The organism is Vibrio sp. (assembly GCF_984391705.1).
Genome location: NZ_CFHWOM010000023.1, coordinates 1 through 15922 on the forward strand (window position 1 = coordinate 1; position 15922 = coordinate 15922).

The 15922-nt window shown below is 44.4% G+C and carries 18 protein-coding genes and 1 pseudogene; 6 read left to right on the top strand and 13 right to left on the bottom strand.

What is annotated here, in order from left to right; genetic code table 11:
- The 11 genes and pseudogenes from flaB to nrfB all read right to left on the bottom strand — a co-directional run.
- A pseudogene (flaB, locus tag AC4MRV_RS12840) lies at positions 1 to 308 on the bottom strand (flagellin B); the annotation flags it as partial.
- A 299-nt stretch (positions 309 to 607) separates the two neighbouring features.
- Complete coding sequence (locus AC4MRV_RS12845) at positions 608 to 1741, bottom strand: flagellin (protein WP_491187730.1); 1134 nt, start codon at positions 1739 to 1741, stop codon at positions 608 to 610.
- A gap of 264 nt (positions 1742 to 2005) precedes the next feature.
- Entirely contained in the window at positions 2006 to 3139 is a 1134-nt protein-coding gene (locus AC4MRV_RS12850; RefSeq protein WP_491187731.1) for a flagellin, read from the bottom strand.
- A 133-nt stretch (positions 3140 to 3272) separates the two neighbouring features.
- Entirely contained in the window at positions 3273 to 4175 is a 903-nt protein-coding gene (locus tag AC4MRV_RS12855; RefSeq protein WP_491187732.1) for a Dyp-type peroxidase, read from the bottom strand.
- A gap of 80 nt (positions 4176 to 4255) precedes the next feature.
- Positions 4256 to 4714, bottom strand: coding sequence for a DUF2919 domain-containing protein (locus AC4MRV_RS12860; protein WP_491187733.1), 459 nt, complete (start codon positions 4712 to 4714; stop codon positions 4256 to 4258).
- A 73-nt stretch (positions 4715 to 4787) separates the two neighbouring features.
- Positions 4788 to 5225 (bottom strand): cytochrome c-type biogenesis protein, encoded by a 438-nt coding sequence (locus AC4MRV_RS12865; protein ID WP_491187734.1) that lies wholly within the window; start codon positions 5223 to 5225, stop codon positions 4788 to 4790.
- A 3-nt stretch (positions 5226 to 5228) separates the two neighbouring features.
- Positions 5229 to 5762 carry a DsbE family thiol:disulfide interchange protein gene (locus AC4MRV_RS12870; RefSeq protein ID WP_491187735.1) on the bottom strand — a complete coding sequence of 178 codons (534 nt, stop codon included), beginning with the start codon at positions 5760 to 5762 and terminating at the stop codon, positions 5229 to 5231.
- Positions 5740 to 7647, bottom strand: a complete 1908-nt coding sequence (locus AC4MRV_RS12875) for a heme lyase CcmF/NrfE family subunit (RefSeq protein WP_491187736.1) — start codon at positions 7645 to 7647, stop codon at positions 5740 to 5742. Before AC4MRV_RS12875 ends, AC4MRV_RS12870 begins: the two co-directional genes overlap by 23 nt.
- Before the next feature lie 2 nt (positions 7648 to 7649).
- On the bottom strand, positions 7650 to 8621 hold the full coding sequence (gene nrfD, locus AC4MRV_RS12880) for a cytochrome c nitrite reductase subunit NrfD (protein ID WP_491187737.1): 972 nt from the start codon (positions 8619 to 8621) through the stop codon (positions 7650 to 7652).
- A complete protein-coding gene (nrfC, locus tag AC4MRV_RS12885; RefSeq protein ID WP_491187738.1) occupies positions 8621 to 9310 on the bottom strand; it encodes a cytochrome c nitrite reductase Fe-S protein in 690 nt (229 codons plus the stop codon). Before nrfC ends, nrfD begins: the two co-directional genes overlap by 1 nt.
- Before the next feature lies 1 nt (position 9311).
- The gene (gene nrfB, locus AC4MRV_RS12890; protein WP_491187739.1) at positions 9312 to 9899 is read right to left on the bottom strand and encodes a cytochrome c nitrite reductase pentaheme subunit; all 588 of its coding nucleotides are present in this window, start codon (positions 9897 to 9899) and stop codon (positions 9312 to 9314) included.
- Between the two features lie 539 nt (positions 9900 to 10438).
- On the opposite strand from nrfB, the gene nrfA reads away from it, so the two are divergent.
- Complete coding sequence (gene nrfA / locus AC4MRV_RS12895; RefSeq protein ID WP_491187777.1) at positions 10439 to 11803, top strand: ammonia-forming nitrite reductase cytochrome c552 subunit; 1365 nt, start codon at positions 10439 to 10441, stop codon at positions 11801 to 11803.
- Between the two features lie 118 nt (positions 11804 to 11921).
- Here nrfA and AC4MRV_RS12900 read toward each other — a convergent pair whose 3' ends face one another.
- On the bottom strand, positions 11922 to 12476 hold the full coding sequence (locus AC4MRV_RS12900) for a TPR domain-containing protein (protein ID WP_491187740.1): 555 nt from the start codon (positions 12474 to 12476) through the stop codon (positions 11922 to 11924).
- 88 nt (positions 12477 to 12564) lie between these two features.
- Here AC4MRV_RS12900 and AC4MRV_RS12905 point away from each other — a divergent pair, with 88 nt between their 5' ends.
- Positions 12565 to 12909, top strand: coding sequence for a DUF2956 domain-containing protein (locus AC4MRV_RS12905; protein WP_491187741.1), 345 nt, complete (start codon positions 12565 to 12567; stop codon positions 12907 to 12909).
- Positions 12890 to 13249: a DUF4156 domain-containing protein gene (locus tag AC4MRV_RS12910; protein WP_491187742.1), complete on the top strand. Its 360-nt coding sequence runs from the start codon at positions 12890 to 12892 to the stop codon at positions 13247 to 13249. Before AC4MRV_RS12905 ends, AC4MRV_RS12910 begins: the two co-directional genes overlap by 20 nt.
- A gap of 1 nt (position 13250) precedes the next feature.
- On the opposite strand, the gene AC4MRV_RS12915 is transcribed toward AC4MRV_RS12910, so the two are convergent.
- A complete protein-coding gene (locus AC4MRV_RS12915) occupies positions 13251 to 13538 on the bottom strand; it encodes a winged helix-turn-helix domain-containing protein (RefSeq protein WP_038140190.1) in 288 nt (95 codons plus the stop codon).
- A 201-nt stretch (positions 13539 to 13739) separates the two neighbouring features.
- On the opposite strand from AC4MRV_RS12915, the gene AC4MRV_RS12920 reads away from it, so the two are divergent.
- Genes AC4MRV_RS12920 through AC4MRV_RS12930 form a run of 3 tightly spaced genes read left to right on the top strand, consistent with a single transcriptional unit; the run spans position 13740 to position 15920 of the window.
- Complete coding sequence (locus tag AC4MRV_RS12920) at positions 13740 to 14087, top strand: ArsC family reductase (RefSeq protein ID WP_491187743.1); 348 nt, start codon at positions 13740 to 13742, stop codon at positions 14085 to 14087.
- A gap of 22 nt (positions 14088 to 14109) precedes the next feature.
- A complete protein-coding gene (gene dapE, locus AC4MRV_RS12925) occupies positions 14110 to 15243 on the top strand; it encodes a succinyl-diaminopimelate desuccinylase (protein WP_491187744.1) in 1134 nt (377 codons plus the stop codon).
- Between the two features lie 2 nt (positions 15244 to 15245).
- Complete coding sequence (locus tag AC4MRV_RS12930) at positions 15246 to 15920, top strand: M15 family metallopeptidase (protein WP_491187778.1); 675 nt, start codon at positions 15246 to 15248, stop codon at positions 15918 to 15920.
- Positions 15921 to 15922 lie beyond the last annotated feature (2 nt).

Below are 15922 nucleotides of genomic sequence, written 5' to 3' on the forward strand. Positions count from 1 at the left end.
GAGCCGTTAGATGATTGTAGCGCCAAGTCACGCATACGTTGCAGGATGTTGGTACTCTCATTCATTGCACCTTCTGCAGTTTGTGCAATAGAGATACCGTCGTTTGCATTCTTCACCGCCATGTCTAAGCCACGGCTTTGAGAAGTCAAACGGTTTGAGATTTGTAGGCCAGCAGCATCGTCTCGAGCACTGTTGATTTTGTAACCCGAAGACAGACGCTCCATCGATTTCTGCATACCTTCAGCTGCACCGTTCAGGTGTCGCTGAGCAGTCATCGCAGACACGTTAGTGTTTACGTTAATTGCCATATTTGATCTCCTTAGGCATTGGGGCGATGTGCCTTTGCGTCTCTCACCTCGCATCAGCACATCTCATTTCTCTCAATCCTTTAACGGCGGACTTAGATTAACCTTTAGGAGAAAATTAACTTTTTTACGATTTATTTGGCTTTAACAGCTAAAGTGTGATTTGGGTTCAAAATGGATTTCGACATCACTTTTTAATATCAATAACTTACAAGATTTAGTCGTTAAAGCGACTTATAAAGAATTTTTCAGCCCAAAACAAAAAATCCAGCCGAAGCTGGATTTTTTAATTGAGCTCTTGATTAGCCTAGTAGGCTTAATGCCGAGTTTGGCGCTTGCTTCGCTTGAGCAAGAATAGAGCTTGAAGCTTGCGATAGAATTTGTGACTTGGTCATTGAAGTCGTTTCTTTTGCGAAGTCCGTATCTTTGATTCGGCTCTTAGACGCATTCACGTTTTCGTTGATGTTGTCTAAGTTGTTAATCGCGTGGTTGAAACGGTTTTGGAATGCACCCAGTTCAGCACGGTGGCTATCAACATATTTCAAAGCTGAGTCGATGATAGCAACAGATTCTTGCGCACCACCTACTGATGTCACGTCGATAGTGTCAACTGTTACAGCTTGGCCGTCTTGCATACCTAGCTCACCCGCTAGACCACCACCGAAGCTAACTTCACCTTCTACTTTGTTAGTACCAGCGAAAACTTGCAGCTGACCATCTTCGTTTACAGACGCTTTAACCATGTCTGTCTGACCGTTGATGTATGTTGCTAGTTCTTCAATATCATCACCCGCTTTAGCAGAGATGTTGATTGTCTCTTCTTCACCGCCTTTAGCAGTTAGAGTGATTGATAAGTCATTCGAACCTGCTTGAACAGTCCAGTTCTTGTCTTTACCGTTTTCAGCTTGGTAACTCGTACCACCCATGCCAACGTTATCTGAACGCATGTCATTCAGAGTTAGCATTACCGCTTCACCATTGTCCGCACCAATTTGGAATGACTTGGTATCGTAAGTGCCGTTTAGTAGTTTGTTACCACCGAACGATGTCGTTTCTGCAATACGGTTTAGCTCGTCGTTTAGAGCTGTAACCTCTTCTTGGATTGCTACACGCTCAGACTTAGAGTTAGAGCCGTTAGCAGATTGTAGCGATAGGTCACGCATACGTTGCAGGATGTTCGTTGTCTCATTCATCGCACCTTCAGCAGTCTGCGCGATAGAGATACCGTCATTCGCGTTACGTACCGCTACGTCTAGACCGCGGCTTTGTACGTTTAAGCGGTTAGAAATTTGTAGACCCGCTGCATCGTCTTTTGCACTGTTGATCTTAGAACCAGATGACAAACGCTCCATTGAAGTTTGTTGAGCATTGTTCGCGCTATTTAGGTAACGCTGAGCTGTCATCGCTGATACGTTAGTATTTACATTCACTGCCATGGTGATTTCTCCAATTGATTTTCCGATGTTTCCGGTTTCCGACGTCTCGGAAAACCAAGTAGTTCTCTCAAAGTTACTTTTATTAACGGCGCAGTTCGGAAAACCTTGAGGATTTTTTTAAGTTTTTTTTGAAAAAAGTGCATTTGGGAAGGAAAACGTGACCAACAGGAAAAAATCTTAAAAAAAGCATTTTTTTTATTAAAGCTTTCTTTTGAGCTGTCGATATCTTTCTCTTTTATGAGAATAAAGCATTCTCAGATTCGATTAACCTAGTAAGGTTAAGGCAAGGTTTGGCTGTTGCTTCGCCTGCGCCAAAATAGAAGTACTCACTTGCTGTAAGATCTGTTGCTTGACCAATTGAGTCGTTTCTTTCGCGTAATCGGTATCTTTGATTCGGCTATTCGAAGCCGCCAAATTCTCATGCACATTATCTAGGTTAGTAATGGCATGATTAAAACGATTTTGTAGGGCGCCAAGCTCTGCACGATGGCTATCAACGTATTTCAGAGCGGTATCTATAACTGATACCGCGCGCTGAGCGCCACCGACATCAGAAATATTCAAATTATCAACAGCTTCATAGCCTGCTAGACCCATTTGTAGTTGATCAGCCAAACTGCCAGAGAATGAGATTGCGCCCGCCGTCTCTGTACCAGCCATAAAAATTTGCAGCTGCCCATCTTCATTTACCGAAGCAGAAACCTTGTCTGTTTGACCATTGATATAAGTCGCAAGCTCTTCGATATCATCGCCAGCTTTGGCTTTAATTTGAATCGTTTCTTGTTCACCGCGGGCATTGGTGTATTCCATGTTCAATACATGATTGCCCTGATTCACCTGCCAATCATCACCTGCTTTTCCGGCCGCGATATAACTGAAACCACCCATCTCTAAACTATCTGAGCGCATGTTCTTCAGCGATAACTGAACCGCTTCACCCGAACTGGCACCAATTTGAAAAGAAGAAGAGGCAAATGAACCATTGAGCAATTTTCGACCACCAAAAGAGGTCGTTTCAGCGATTCTATTCAATTCGTCATTTAAAGCGCCCATTTCTTCTTGCAAGGCAGTTCGCTCGGCTTGGCTGTTTGAACCATTCGATGACTGCAAAGAAAGGTCACGCATACGCTGCAGAATATTGGTCGTTTCATTCATCGCCCCTTCGGCGGTCTGCATGATTGAAATACCATCGTTGGCATTTCGTACGGCCACGTTCAAGCCACTCATTTGAGTTTCTAAACGATTCGATATTTGAAGACCCGCTGCATCGTCTTTAGCACTATTAATACGACTCCCCGAAGCTAAGCGCTCCAGAGATTGATTCAGCAAATCTGTCGCATTCGTCAGGTGACGCTGCGCAGTCATTGCAGAGACATTCGTATTAACAGTAATGGCCATTTCTATTGGTTTCCTTTTATGGGCTACCTTATGTATCGGCCTTAGCTGTAATTCTTTAGTCTATTTGTACAAAAAAGCCGAGCAACATGGCTCGGCTATTCATCTGTTATGTAAAGCTGTCTGTTCAGTGCACTTACTTAAGCTTTAGTGACTGCAACATTTCAACAGAAGGAGCAAAGAAGTATGCACCAGTCACAGCTTTAGTAAAGCGCAGAAGTTGGTCTGTTTTTCCATCTGTCACACCGTACATGCTTTCAAGCATCGCTTTAAAGTTATGCAACGTGTTACAGTAAGCAATAAATAACAGGCCATGCTCACCAGATACGCTGCCGTATGGCAAGCTGTGACGTACAATCTTCAACCCTTTACCTTCTTCTTTAATATCTACTCGGCCGACATGTGAAGCGGCAGGTACATCATCTAACTCAATAGAGTCAGGCTTAGTACGGCCAATCACTTTCTCTTGCGCTGAAACATTAAGACGGTTCCATGAAGGTAGATTATGGATAAAGCGCTGCACCATCACGTAACTGCCACCCGCAAACTCGCCTTCAGGAATAATGGCCACCTCTTGACGTTGACCATCTTTCGGGTTCTCTGTGCCGTCAACGAAATCCGTCATATCACGGGAATCTAGGTAACGGTAACCGTAGGTTTCATCTACCACATCAACATTCTCTGCCGCTTCTGCAAAGAACTTACGCAATAAATAAAAGTGAAGATCATGGCGGTTAGAGTGGCAATGCAAGAGCACATCTACATCACTACTTGGCGCAATGACTTCGCCTTCACCCAGTTCTGGAAAATCAATTAACTCCGCAGGAACCTCTGCATCAACCTGATTCCAGAAAGAACGAGTGAACGCAACGGAAAGAGTTAGGTCCGCCCCTGGTTGTTGCTGATTCAACTCAGCGACTAAAGTTGGTAGAGATTGAAGCTGCTCTAAAACGGCTTGTAGATTTTGCTTCACCTTGAGCAAGGTGTATTGAGCAAATGGACCAGCTTCAGGAAGAATTGCACTTTGAGGGTTTGACATGGATGTTCCTCACAATAATGTTTTGCACAGTGTATTTTGTTTTATAATCAAGATATTGACTCTGATCAGCACTAACTCAATCAAGTTGCAGGCGGGTTATAAAAGGCGTCGCGAACGCTGCGGCTCTTGAACACATACAAGCCAAACCAAAGTAGCACGAGCATCGTTATACCATTGGCCCAACTAAAAGCGCCTTGCTGAAGGTAAACGTGATACACACTCTGGCTAAACTGACTGGCTACGGTCAATAAGGTAATGCCTTTCCCCCAGCTCACCACTTTATTTACCCACGCTCTTTCAGGGTTTCGCAAGCTAATTAGCCACATCAAGAAGATGCTTGGTAACCCCATCGCTAAACCCAAATAAAGCATAGAGTGATCAGGATAGACGATATTGAGGATCTTGCTGCCACTTTCACGGCTCGCACCCGCAACGACAAATACGACCCACGCCTTGGCCATAAACAACCAGCCTAACCACAACCATTTTGGCGCTTTCAAAAATCCATGTTTGTCGTATTGTTCTAATGAGTACCGCACAAATCCCTACAACATCTTCATTTCAATGAGTTTCAATGTAACTCAATGAAAGAAAATATCTATCAGAATTTTGTTAAGGCTGTCGATTTCGCACCGACTTTAAGGAAAACCAGACAAAGGCAACCAGCAGTAGGACTGGTAATCCCCAAAGCAAACTGTTTCGCCAAGAAAGACTCGGTTTATACAGCACAAATTCTCCATATCGTGCCTTCATAAAGTCGATCACTTGTTGTTCGCTTTCTCCAGCATTAATTTTTTCAAACACAATTAAGCGCAAATCTTTCGCCAATGGCGAGTTCGACTCAACCAAGTTTTGGTTTTGACATTGGGGGCAGCGCAACGATTTAGCGAGTTCAATAGCACTTTTTTGTCTTTCCGGTGACGTAAATTCGAACAACTCAACTTGAGCCTCTAGTTCACTATCCGCAGCGGCAAATAATGGCGTTTCTTGAGCGAACAGACTTGAGGAACTGAAGAGTAAAGCAAGGTAAATCAACAAATTTCGAAGCATGGGTTATCTATCACTTTCAAAATAATGAGCCATGTGTGTTTTCCACGCAGTTTGATTGAGCAGCCCAAAGTGCTTGTAGACAATTTCACCTTGTCGGTTAACGACGTATGTTTCCGGCGTTCCTACGATCCCCAAATCTATTCCAAGCGCACCCTTTGGATCGAACATCACTTGCTGATATGGATTTCCCTTTGCTGCTAAGTAGTTTTGAGCTGAGGACTTTTGATCGCGATAATTAAGACCAATAAGCGGCACGCCCATACTTGCTAACTGATTAAGGAATGAATGCTCCGCTTTGCACACACCACACCAAGAAGCCCACACATTCACCAATTGGTAATCATGAATAAATAACGTATCGCTTTGTACCAGTGTGTCAGTAGCAAAAACACTCACCGGTAGGGAAGGAAACTGACGTACGATTGGCTGACTACTCGGACCAAACTCATCAGATTGAAGTCCTGCGACTAAGAACCCAATAAACCCGGCCAACAGAAATATAAATAAGAAAACTTTACGATTGTTGAATAACGCCATGCGTGACTCTCGGCTTAGTCAAAGAAAAGGATCGGACCAAAGGAATAAGACCACCGATCATCGCTAACATCGCCCCGCCCCAGATCCAACCGATATAAGCTCGATATTGTATTTTGACTGCGTAAGCCTTGCTATCAACCTTAGCGCCTAATGTGACATAGTAGTCACCATGCCAAGTAGAACGAATAGCAGGCTCACTCATATTCATCACTCGAACGGGATAGTGACGACGCTCTGGAGTCAGTGTAAAAGCCGTTTTTCCCGGAGAAGAAAACTCTATGACTCCCTGCTCGGCGGTATAGTTTGGTCCAACGTACCATTCAGTGGCCAAATAAGTGATTTGCCAGTCAGCCAACTCCGTCGTTGTGCTCGGCTCCATTTTTCGATTGAGCTCATAGGAATGCTGGCTATTCATGCTTGCCCCGACACACACCAGAGCAAGACCAACATGTGCGAGCAGCATAAAGTTAGCTTTACGAACTTTCACCCCAAAATACATATGACTAATGACCACCCATGAGCCAAGCATCCAGACAATTAAAGTCGCAACAGAAAGCTGTTCAACTTGGAGTAAATAAACCGCAGCACCAACCGCGCAGGCCACAGCAAACATAAGCCCTACATAGCGCCAAGCCAAATGACTGCCATGATGCCACTTCATTAGAGGTGCCCATCCCATTCCTAACAAGGCGATTATCGCAAGAGGTTGAATTAGGGTATTGAAATAAGGCGCACCTACTGAGATGGAACCAAAGCCAAGAAGCTCATAAACCATAGGGTAGAACGTGCCGAGAAACACGGTAAAGGTCGCAACAGTCAACAAGCCTGCCGCCAGAAGAGTTAAATATCCACGCCCCACGATTGAACGTAAACGATCACTTCGAATTGTCTCACTTTGACGCAGCAGCAGCACAAATGAACACAGTAAGGACACAGCTAAAATAAGTAATAAGGCGACTCCTTTACTCGGGTCGACCGCAAACGCATGTACAGAGGTGAGTATTCCAGAGCGTACGATAAACGTGCCCAGAATACTTAAACAAAACGTCACTAATGCAAGACTAAGCGACCACATCTTAAGTTGTTGATGCTTCGAAGAGGCGATCAAGGTATGAAGCAGTGCAGTCCCCGTTAACCAAGGAAGTAAAGAGGCATTCTCAACCGGATCCCAGAACCACCAGCCGCCCCAACCTAACTCGTTGTACGCCCACCAAGAGCCTACAACGATCCCTAAGGTCAACAATACCCATGATGAACTCGCCCAAATACGGCAATCGCTGGTCCAGCGGTTATCGTATTCCGGTTCAAGCAACGCGGCCAGCGCAAACGCCAGTACAGTCGAAAAACCAATGTAACCAAGATACAGCAGAGGTGGGTGAAAGATAAGACCGACATCTTGCAACATCGGATTTAAATCGCGTCCTTCCGTTACAAATACCTCGCTGTAACTAAACGGATTTGACGCGAGCAAGGTAAACCAACTAAACGCGGCAACAAACCCCATCATTACCCACAAAACATGTTGAATGAAACGAGACTGTTGACGTGAATGAAAGGAGATTAAGCCACTCCACAAACATAAGGTGAACACCCAAAACAGCATTGAGCCTTCATGACCTCCCCAAACCGCAGCTAACTTGAAAAAGTCAGGTAAGGCAGAGTTAGAGTGTGAAGCAACATAAGCGAATTGAAACTGATCATTAAAGAATAAGCTGGCGAGTATTGTCAGACTTAACGTCGCCAACATTGTCATCAAACGAGCAAGATAAGTTAGGGCAAGAGAGGGCTTATCGCTCTTCATTCGTTGCCAAGCAAACACGATAAAGCTCTCGGTACTCAATACAGCAACCAATACCAGTGCAAACAGCCCTAACTCCCCTAGCATAGTTACACGACCGTCATCTGACCTGCGTACAGAATAAAAGTACGCAACATTAGAACACCGACCAAGCTCAGCATAGTCACAACAAAGATATACCCTCCATTGTGGCGAACTTCTTTTGGTGAAACAGCGTTAAGTATTAGCGGTATGACCATGCCAATTAAGATGACACCGAACCAGAACCAATTGGACCAGAATCCTCCTCCAATTGCATTCCACGCCGCCACTTCATTTTGACCGCCACTAAAGATTAGGCCAGTAAAGAAGGTTACTAACACAAATAGCTCAAACAATACCACCGGACGCTCGAAACCATGAATCCAAGACACGCTTGGGCTTGAGACTGGCTCTTTAAATACCAAAATACCGAACAACAAACTCGCTGCTGCACCTGACGATAAGCTTGAGAACAAGAACAAAATAGGCAGTACTGGGTTATTTAGCATTGGGTATGTTTTCAACGCTGACAGTAAGAAGCCCGTGTAAGCGGCAAGCACTAAGGCTAAGAAACCTAAGAATAGCTCAAGCGGATTATTGAGCTCTTTCGCTTTGAGCAAAATACCATCAACAAAGTCAAGCAAACCACTTGGTAACTTACCTTCACAAAAGCTGATAATTGGATTGCGGAAAAGAACACCAATCCAAACAAACAACACCGCCATGTAAACCTGGAACAGAATCACGCCCATCGACATTACCGAAGTAACGTTGAAGTAAATCATGATCTTCCAAAACTCTAACGGTTTGGTTAAGTGAAATACCAAGATCAAGAGCCCTACGATGATGCCAAATGGCGCTAACCATGCCATGGCCTTCAAAATACCGTTGTTGGCCGGGTCCCCTTCGATCACTTTACGGCGCAGATAGATGCCTATCATAACCGCACCTGCAGACATACCCGCTAAGAACAAGTAAACCGCAATGATCCAATCCCAAACCAGAGAGTCGAAGTGAAAAGCACTTTCAAATCCATTCATTATGATATCTCCCCTTTCTGATGAGGAACCTTATACAATTTCGGTTTCGTTCCTAGGTGGGACTTATCGCGATAAACCACTTCCGATTGCAACACTTGATTGATTTCACTGTTTGGATCGTTCAGATCGCCAAAAATCAATGCTTTCGTTGGACAAGATTCAACACACGCCGGTAACTTACCTTGCGCCAAGTTGGTATCACGACAGAAGTTACATTTGTCAGCTGAGTTATCTTCAGGGTTAAAGAAACGGACTTGGTAAGGACATGCCGCTAAACAGTAACCGCAACCGACACATTTCTCTTTATGAACATCGATAATGCCTGTCTTCTCATCTTTATAGGCCGCCCCAGTAGGACAAACATAGACACATGGCGGGTTTTCACAATGTTGGCAAGATTTTCGAGTAAAACGGTAATCAACATCAGGAAACTCACCTTGAGGCTCACTACGAATGATCTCTAAGCGAGAAACGCCTTCCGGTACTTTATTCACTTCACGGCAGGCATCGGTACACGCAGTACATCCTATACAGGCAGTCTCATCATGGACCATTCCGTACAGTTTGTTACCTTCCTGTTCAACATTAGCGAGCGTTTTTCGGCTGTTCAAAACAGCAGTTCCCGCCACGCCAGTAGTGAATATTAGTGCGCTAGTACCAGCTAAAAAGTTTCGTCTAGAACAACTCATATCACTGCTCCTTCTTCTGCTGGTTAAAGTCAGAATGGCAGTCAACACAAAGCTTGATCTTCTCTTTGCGCTCTAAGCCAAGTACTTTGGTTTTGCTCGCATGAACATCATGGCAGTTCGAGCAAGTTAGATTCTTCGCATGAACATCATGAGTCCAACTGTCATCACGTAAGTATTGAGGCTGGTGGCAATCGGTACACTGGCTATTAGCTTTTAGTATCTCTGCCGGATCTAAAAAGGTTTTGTCCGTTCCTGGTTGAGATTGAGCGCTTGAGTATTTGGTGACGACCGGCGCACCTTCACGATGATCAGGTCCGATATTGTTATGGCACTCTGTACACGTAACTTCTCGTCCGAGGATTTTATGCGCATCCTCCCCGTGAGAACCCTGTAAAGACTGTTTAGAATCCTTATGACATTGGACACATTTGTAATCCTTGTCACGGATAAGTGTGACTTCATGGCGAGCGCTTTGGCCTTCAGATTGCAAGCTTGAAGTGTCGGCAACGGCATGAAGAGAATAACCATAGAGGCAAAATGCGAGAAGAGATTTCAGCATTATGACTATGGCCAACTTAATATTGCCCATATTATCCTTTCCTTATTCCAGTTCTTAAATTTGCAGGAGCAAAAATAATATCTGGTCAAAATTAATACCCTCTGATAACGAGAAATATCGCAATCAAATGAGATCAATTCTTATTTTGGAATTTAGCCACAACGCTATATGAATATAGTCTACTCCTCTGACTCTTTAGAGGTAGAGCAGACTGTCTAAAAATCGATCTGAATCACCTTTATTTTCACATGGATTTATACGTAAACCATTGATGCAAATGACATTCATTACTATCTAAAAATATCCTAACTACCCCTTTAGGGGTATTAATAACTTAATTTGAGCTAGGTCACTGGGTGAAATTGATCTACCTCAATGAAGAGTTATTACTAAGTTATTTTATTTATTTCTTTTTATTACAATTTATTTCAGTTCTCCAATTCTTAATTTGGGTGTAGCCAGTTCACAACGCTGTTTATAACAAACGGAATTATGGAGATAGCACTGTGAAAAAATTGCACTGGGTACCAAGATCCGCAGCGGCAATATTGTTATTGGCAGGCTCAGTAATGAGCGGAGCCAGCTTCGCTGCATCAGAAAATAAAGACCTCATTGATCCAAGAAACGATGCTTACGAGCAACACCATCCGGATCAATATCAGTCATGGAAGGCAACCTCAGAAAGCCAACATATAGAAGACGCACTCGCTGAAGACCCTAATATGGTCATTATGTGGGCAGGTTACGGCTTTGCTAAAGATTACAACAAAGCGCGCGGCCACTTTTACGCCCTTGATGATGTCCGTCAAACATTGCGCACTGGCGCTCCTCAAGACGAAAACTCAGGCCCTATGCCTATGGCATGTTGGAGCTGTAAAAGCCCTGATGTAGGCCGTGTCATCGATGAGCGTGGAGAAGACGGCTACTTTGAAGGCAAATGGGCTCGCTTAGGTGAAGAGATTGCAAACCCAATCGGCTGTGCAGATTGTCATGATACGCGCAGCGAAGGCTTCAAAAACGGAGAGCCTGCTCTTGCCTTGGCTAAGCCGTACGTAGAGCGCGCATTTCAGGCGATTGACAAACCTTTCGACAAACAATCCCGTCTTGATCAACAAGCGTCCGTTTGTGCTCAGTGCCACGTAGAATACTACTTTACAGGGCCAACCAAAGCCGTGAAGTTCCCCTGGGATATGGGCACATCAGTGGATGAAATGGAACAATACTACGACGCGCTTAACTTTAAAGACTGGACACATAAGGTGTCAAAGGCACCGATGTTAAAAGCGCAGCACCCTGGTTATGAGACTTGGCGTGATGGTGTTCATGGTAAAAACAAAGTGGTTTGTGTCGATTGTCATATGCCAAAAGTAACCAAAGAAGATGGTACGGTATACACCGACCATAAAGTAGGCAACCCATTTGATCGCTTTGAAGACACCTGTGCCAACTGCCACACTCAAACTAAAGAGCAAATGCATGAAATTGTTTCAAGCCGTAAAGCGCAAGTTCTCAACATGAAACTGACTGCTGAGAAGCAGATTGTTGCCGCACACTTTGAAGCAGGAGCAGCGTGGGATGCTGGTGCGACAGAAGCAGAAATGAAAGATATCATACAAGATATCCGCCATGCTCAATGGCGCTGGGACTATGCGATCGCGTCACATGGTGTGCATATGCACGCACCTGAAGTTGCCCTTGAAGTTTTGGGAACTGCGGTAGATAAAGCAGCAGATGCGAGAACTAAGCTAGTACGCCTATTAGCGAAAAAAGGCATTACAGACCCCGTCGAGTTACCTGACATCTCAACCAAAGCTGCAGCTCAGCAAGCTTTAGGTATGGACATGGATAAGATGAATGCAGACAAAGAGCACTTCTTAAATACCGTGGTTCCAGAGTGGGATAAAGCTGCAGAAGCTCGCGAATCAAAATACTAACGAGCCTTTCAATCCAATAAAAAAACCGGCGTTTTTCGCCGGTTTTTTATGTTTACTCGCTCAGTTGGTCGACAGCAGCGAACACCGAATCCATAAACACAGCGAAGCTAGCCAACGATTACTCCGTAGAAGAAGCATTGTTCGCTAGCATCTGTTTGGCTAGATTTAGTGAATGGATAACCGAGGCTCTATCTAATTCTCGGTCCTGCGAATCTAACATTGCTGTCCAGGTATCAATCGCTTGCTGATAACGAAAGCTAATGAAATGGTCACTAGCAATTAATGAAAGTGCAGTTAAGTTAGCAGCTTCTTTTTCCAGCGCTTTATCGAGCAACTGCTGAACTCCTTCATCAATAACTTGGTTGTTTAAGTAATACTGCGCGGTCGCTTTAGCGGCAAACTGACTGGCTGTTGGTTGTTCACTCAGACGAATAGCATAGTCAAAGCACGTGAGTGCTGCGTTAAAGTCTTGCTCATTCAAATATCCATGACCGAGTTGAAACCATAACTCTGCTTGGTTTGGATCTTGTTTAAGCTTTTGTTGAATAGCACTGATTTGGTCACTGTAACTAGGGAGATCTTGGCTGATTTCAGGTTGAACAGGCGGCGTTCCTTTTAACCACCAAAACAGAGGAACCGCAATGACCGCACTAAAAAACACCACTTTTTTCACACTATGCGCCTCATGCCGTAAATCTCAATTCAGCTTTAATTATATCGTGTTAGGATACTCGTATCTTTGATCCAGCAGTATTTATCTCATGAACAAAAAAGTCGTCCCGTCACAAGAAACCCAGCAAGATGCAATGAAAATTGCTAAAGCCACACAAAAGCCCGGACAGACCAAAGAGCAAACTAAACTGATCGCTCAAGGGATTGAAAAAGGGATAGCTCAATACAAAAAACAGCAAAAAGAGAAATCACGCCAAGCTGACAAGGCAAAAAAGAAAGCGCAAAAAGCTAAGCGCAATGAGCACATCAACGACACAGCAGAAAATCATACAGAACAGGTAACTGCGCCCAAAACCAAGTCTTCAATGCTACCTTGGGTACTACTAGCTCTCAGTTGGATTGGGTTTATTGTTTATGTCACACAAGCTAATTAGTTGCATTCACCACATCTCGCTTGGTTTGGTCGCGACAGTGTTATTGACCGGCTGCACTTCTCCTATGAACCGCTTAGATACGCAAGCACAAGATGTTCACCTAAGGATGGATGCCGGTTTTAATGCTGATGATTGCCAATGGCTAGGAGAGGTGACGGGCAGTGAGGGGCATTGGTATAACTACTTGTTTTTTACCAATGATGTCATGGTACAAGGTGCAATGAATGATATAAAAAATCGCGCCAAGAAGCTTGACGCGAATACCGTGTTTGTCACTGCTCCTCAAGACTTCACCACATCTTTTACAGTGATGGGTAGTGCCTATCGGTGTACAAAATAAACTAAGCTTTAAAGCCTAAACTGGCTGCGATGTCTGGCTCTCTATCGATGACCCACTGGCTATCAAATGGGCCCCAATCAGAGAGCTGGTAATACCCATCGTTGTGACGTCGCCCATCTTGAACAAACATCAACTCAATACCTATGCCAGGAAGAGCCTTAATGACATCTTGAATTGTTCGGCGTGGCCACCCAGTCTTTTCAATCAGTTTCGGAACGTTTGGTCGTTCCAGATTCTCGACAAGCAGCGCTAAATACAATCGCCTTGCAAAAACAGGACTCAATTCCATTGATACCTCCTATAAAATTCTAAGGTCATTATTTCTGTTTTGCCCAAGCATGTGTTGCGTTTGATCAATAACTCGACATTCGCGACTTCGTGAAACACATTTTTTTTGCCTGTTGAAATATATCGATCACACTTTTTGTCTCAACACTGAGTTCCTGATAGGATGCTGAAATAACTAAAAAGTCACTTCAAAGGGTTTCTTATGACAATTACCATGTATGGTATTCCTAATTGCGACACCATTAAAAAAGCCAAAAAATGGTTGGAAGCAGAGGGCGTCGATTTTCAATTTCATGATTACCGCAAGCAAGGTATCGACAAAGCAATGGTCGAAACATTCTGTCAGCAATTAGGCTGGGAAAATGTCCTCAATAAACGCGGCACGACCTATCGCCAACTTACCCAAGAGCAAAAAGATGGCTTGAACGAAGCCAATGCCATTGAGCTATTAGTCGAGCAACCAGCGATGATTAAGCGCCCTATTTTGGTATCTGGCGAAAACTACCACCTTGGTTTTAAAGCGGATCAATACGCTGCCATTTTTTCATAAAGATAAGTAAAGGATTTCAAGGATGACAGATAGCCCTACACTGGCTCTCGCAAAGTACTTAATCAGTCGTCAATCGGTAACACCTGAAGATGCCGGTTGCCAAGATGCGATGATCGAACGTTTAAAAGCACTCGGATTCGAAATCGAAGTGATGGTATTTGAAGACACCACTAACTTCTGGGCGCGCCGAGGAACTGAAGCGCCACTATTTGCGTTTGCAGGCCACACAGACGTCGTTCCTGCGGGTAACTTAGACCAGTGGAACACGCCACCATTTGAGCCAACTGAAATCGAGGGCTACCTCCACGGACGTGGAGCTGCGGATATGAAAGGCTCCCTAGCCAGTATGATTGTTGCAGTTGAACAGTTCATTGCCGAAAACCCAAATCATAAAGGTTCAATTGGCTTCCTAATTACCTCTGATGAAGAAGGCCCTTTCATTAATGGCACGGTGCGTGTTGTTGAAACACTCATGGCACGTGGTGAAAACATCGACATGTGTATTGTTGGTGAACCTTCGAGTACAGAAGTCGTCGGAGATGTAGTGAAAAATGGCCGCCGTGGTTCAATAACGGGCGATCTGACGGTTAAAGGTACACAAGGCCACGTTGCCTACCCTCACCTTGCGAATAACCCAGTGCATCAATCGTTAATGGCGATTCATGAACTTGCTACTACCGAGTGGGATCAAGGTAATGCTTACTTCCCACCGACAAGCTTCCAAATCCCAAATGTCCATGCGGGCACTGGGGCTTCAAATGTTATCCCAGGTGAGTTTAATGTTCAGTTCAACTTGCGATTCAGTACCGAACTAAACAACGACATGATCGTTAACCGTGTTGTCGAAACTTTAGATAAGCACGACCTTGACTACGATCTAAAGTGGACATTCAATGGTGACCCGTTCTTAACCGATACTGGTGCACTGCTGGACGCTGTAGTAGATGCCGTTGATGCGGTTAACCAGACCAAACCAGCACTACTCACCACTGGTGGTACATCTGATGGCCGATTCATTGCACGTATGGATTGCCAGGTCGTTGAATTAGGCCCAGTTAACGCAACCATTCACAAGGTGAACGAGTGTGTGAAGATTGACGACCTAGAAAAACTCACCCAGATGTATCAAAAAACGCTAGAGAACCTTCTCGCGTGAAAATGAGTGCAGAGCAGCTGACAGGTAAAGTATCCACCCACTTGGTGGATACTTTAATCGGCCAAAAGGTTTTTCTAATACATCAAGATGTGCGAGAAGATTTGCTCGCGCTTAAACAAGCAGCAGATGACTCAGGTTTTAACTTAAACATTGCGAGCGGCTTTCGTGACTTTGCACGTCAACAGATGATCTGGAATCGCAAGATGTCTGGTGAATCCGCAATTTTAGATAGCCAAAGTCTACCACTTGATCCTCAGAGCCTGTCTGAACAAGACAAAATTTTCGCTATCCTACGTTGGTCAGCGCTACCTGGCGCGAGTCGTCACCATTGGGGGAGTGACTTTGACCTCTTTGATCGTAATGCCTTACCACCAGATACCACCTTGCAGCTAGAGCCTTGGGAGTATCTCAAAGACCATCAACGTCCTTTCTACCTATGGCTAACAGAGAACCTGACTCAATTCGGCTTCTATTTCCCATATCGAGAAGACAAAGGCGGAGTAGCAATAGAACCTTGGCATATTAGCCACCGCTCGACAGCGCAAGCTAGTCTTAAACAGCTGTCAGTTGAGGTTTTGCGTAAAGAGTTACAATCCAGCTCTATTATTGGTAAACAAGTAGTACTAGATAACTTAGAAACCATCTACAATCAGTATATTACCAACCTTTCAGCATAGAG

What these genes read in the sequence shown, in the direction of transcription:
- AC4MRV_RS12845 (WP_491187730.1), bottom strand. Translation starts at nt 1,741, where the DNA reads ATGGCAGTGAATGTAAATACTAACGTATCAGCGATGACAGCTCAGCGT.
- AC4MRV_RS12850 (WP_491187731.1), bottom strand. Translation starts at nt 3,139, where the DNA reads ATGGCCATTACTGTTAATACGAATGTCTCTGCAATGACTGCGCAGCGT.
- AC4MRV_RS12855 (WP_491187732.1), bottom strand. Translation starts at nt 4,175, where the DNA reads ATGTCAAACCCTCAAAGTGCAATTCTTCCTGAAGCTGGTCCATTTGCT.
- AC4MRV_RS12865 (WP_491187734.1), bottom strand. Translation starts at nt 5,225, where the DNA reads ATGCTTCGAAATTTGTTGATTTACCTTGCTTTACTCTTCAGTTCCTCA.
- AC4MRV_RS12870 (WP_491187735.1), bottom strand. Translation starts at nt 5,762, where the DNA reads ATGGCGTTATTCAACAATCGTAAAGTTTTCTTATTTATATTTCTGTTG.
- AC4MRV_RS12875 (WP_491187736.1), bottom strand. Translation starts at nt 7,647, where the DNA reads ATGCTAGGGGAGTTAGGGCTGTTTGCACTGGTATTGGTTGCTGTATTG.
- nrfD (WP_491187737.1), bottom strand. Translation starts at nt 8,621, where the DNA reads ATGAATGGATTTGAAAGTGCTTTTCACTTCGACTCTCTGGTTTGGGAT.
- nrfC (WP_491187738.1), bottom strand. Translation starts at nt 9,310, where the DNA reads ATGAGTTGTTCTAGACGAAACTTTTTAGCTGGTACTAGCGCACTAATA.
- nrfB (WP_491187739.1), bottom strand. Translation starts at nt 9,899, where the DNA reads ATGGGCAATATTAAGTTGGCCATAGTCATAATGCTGAAATCTCTTCTC.
- nrfA (WP_491187777.1), top strand. Translation starts at nt 10,439, where the DNA reads ATGAGCGGAGCCAGCTTCGCTGCATCAGAAAATAAAGACCTCATTGAT.
- AC4MRV_RS12905 (WP_491187741.1), top strand. Translation starts at nt 12,565, where the DNA reads ATGAACAAAAAAGTCGTCCCGTCACAAGAAACCCAGCAAGATGCAATG.
- AC4MRV_RS12910 (WP_491187742.1), top strand. Translation starts at nt 12,890, where the DNA reads ATGTCACACAAGCTAATTAGTTGCATTCACCACATCTCGCTTGGTTTG.
- AC4MRV_RS12915 (WP_038140190.1), bottom strand. Translation starts at nt 13,538, where the DNA reads ATGGAATTGAGTCCTGTTTTTGCAAGGCGATTGTATTTAGCGCTGCTT.
- AC4MRV_RS12920 (WP_491187743.1), top strand. Translation starts at nt 13,740, where the DNA reads ATGACAATTACCATGTATGGTATTCCTAATTGCGACACCATTAAAAAA.
- dapE (WP_491187744.1), top strand. Translation starts at nt 14,110, where the DNA reads ATGACAGATAGCCCTACACTGGCTCTCGCAAAGTACTTAATCAGTCGT.
- AC4MRV_RS12930 (WP_491187778.1), top strand. Translation starts at nt 15,246, where the DNA reads ATGAGTGCAGAGCAGCTGACAGGTAAAGTATCCACCCACTTGGTGGAT.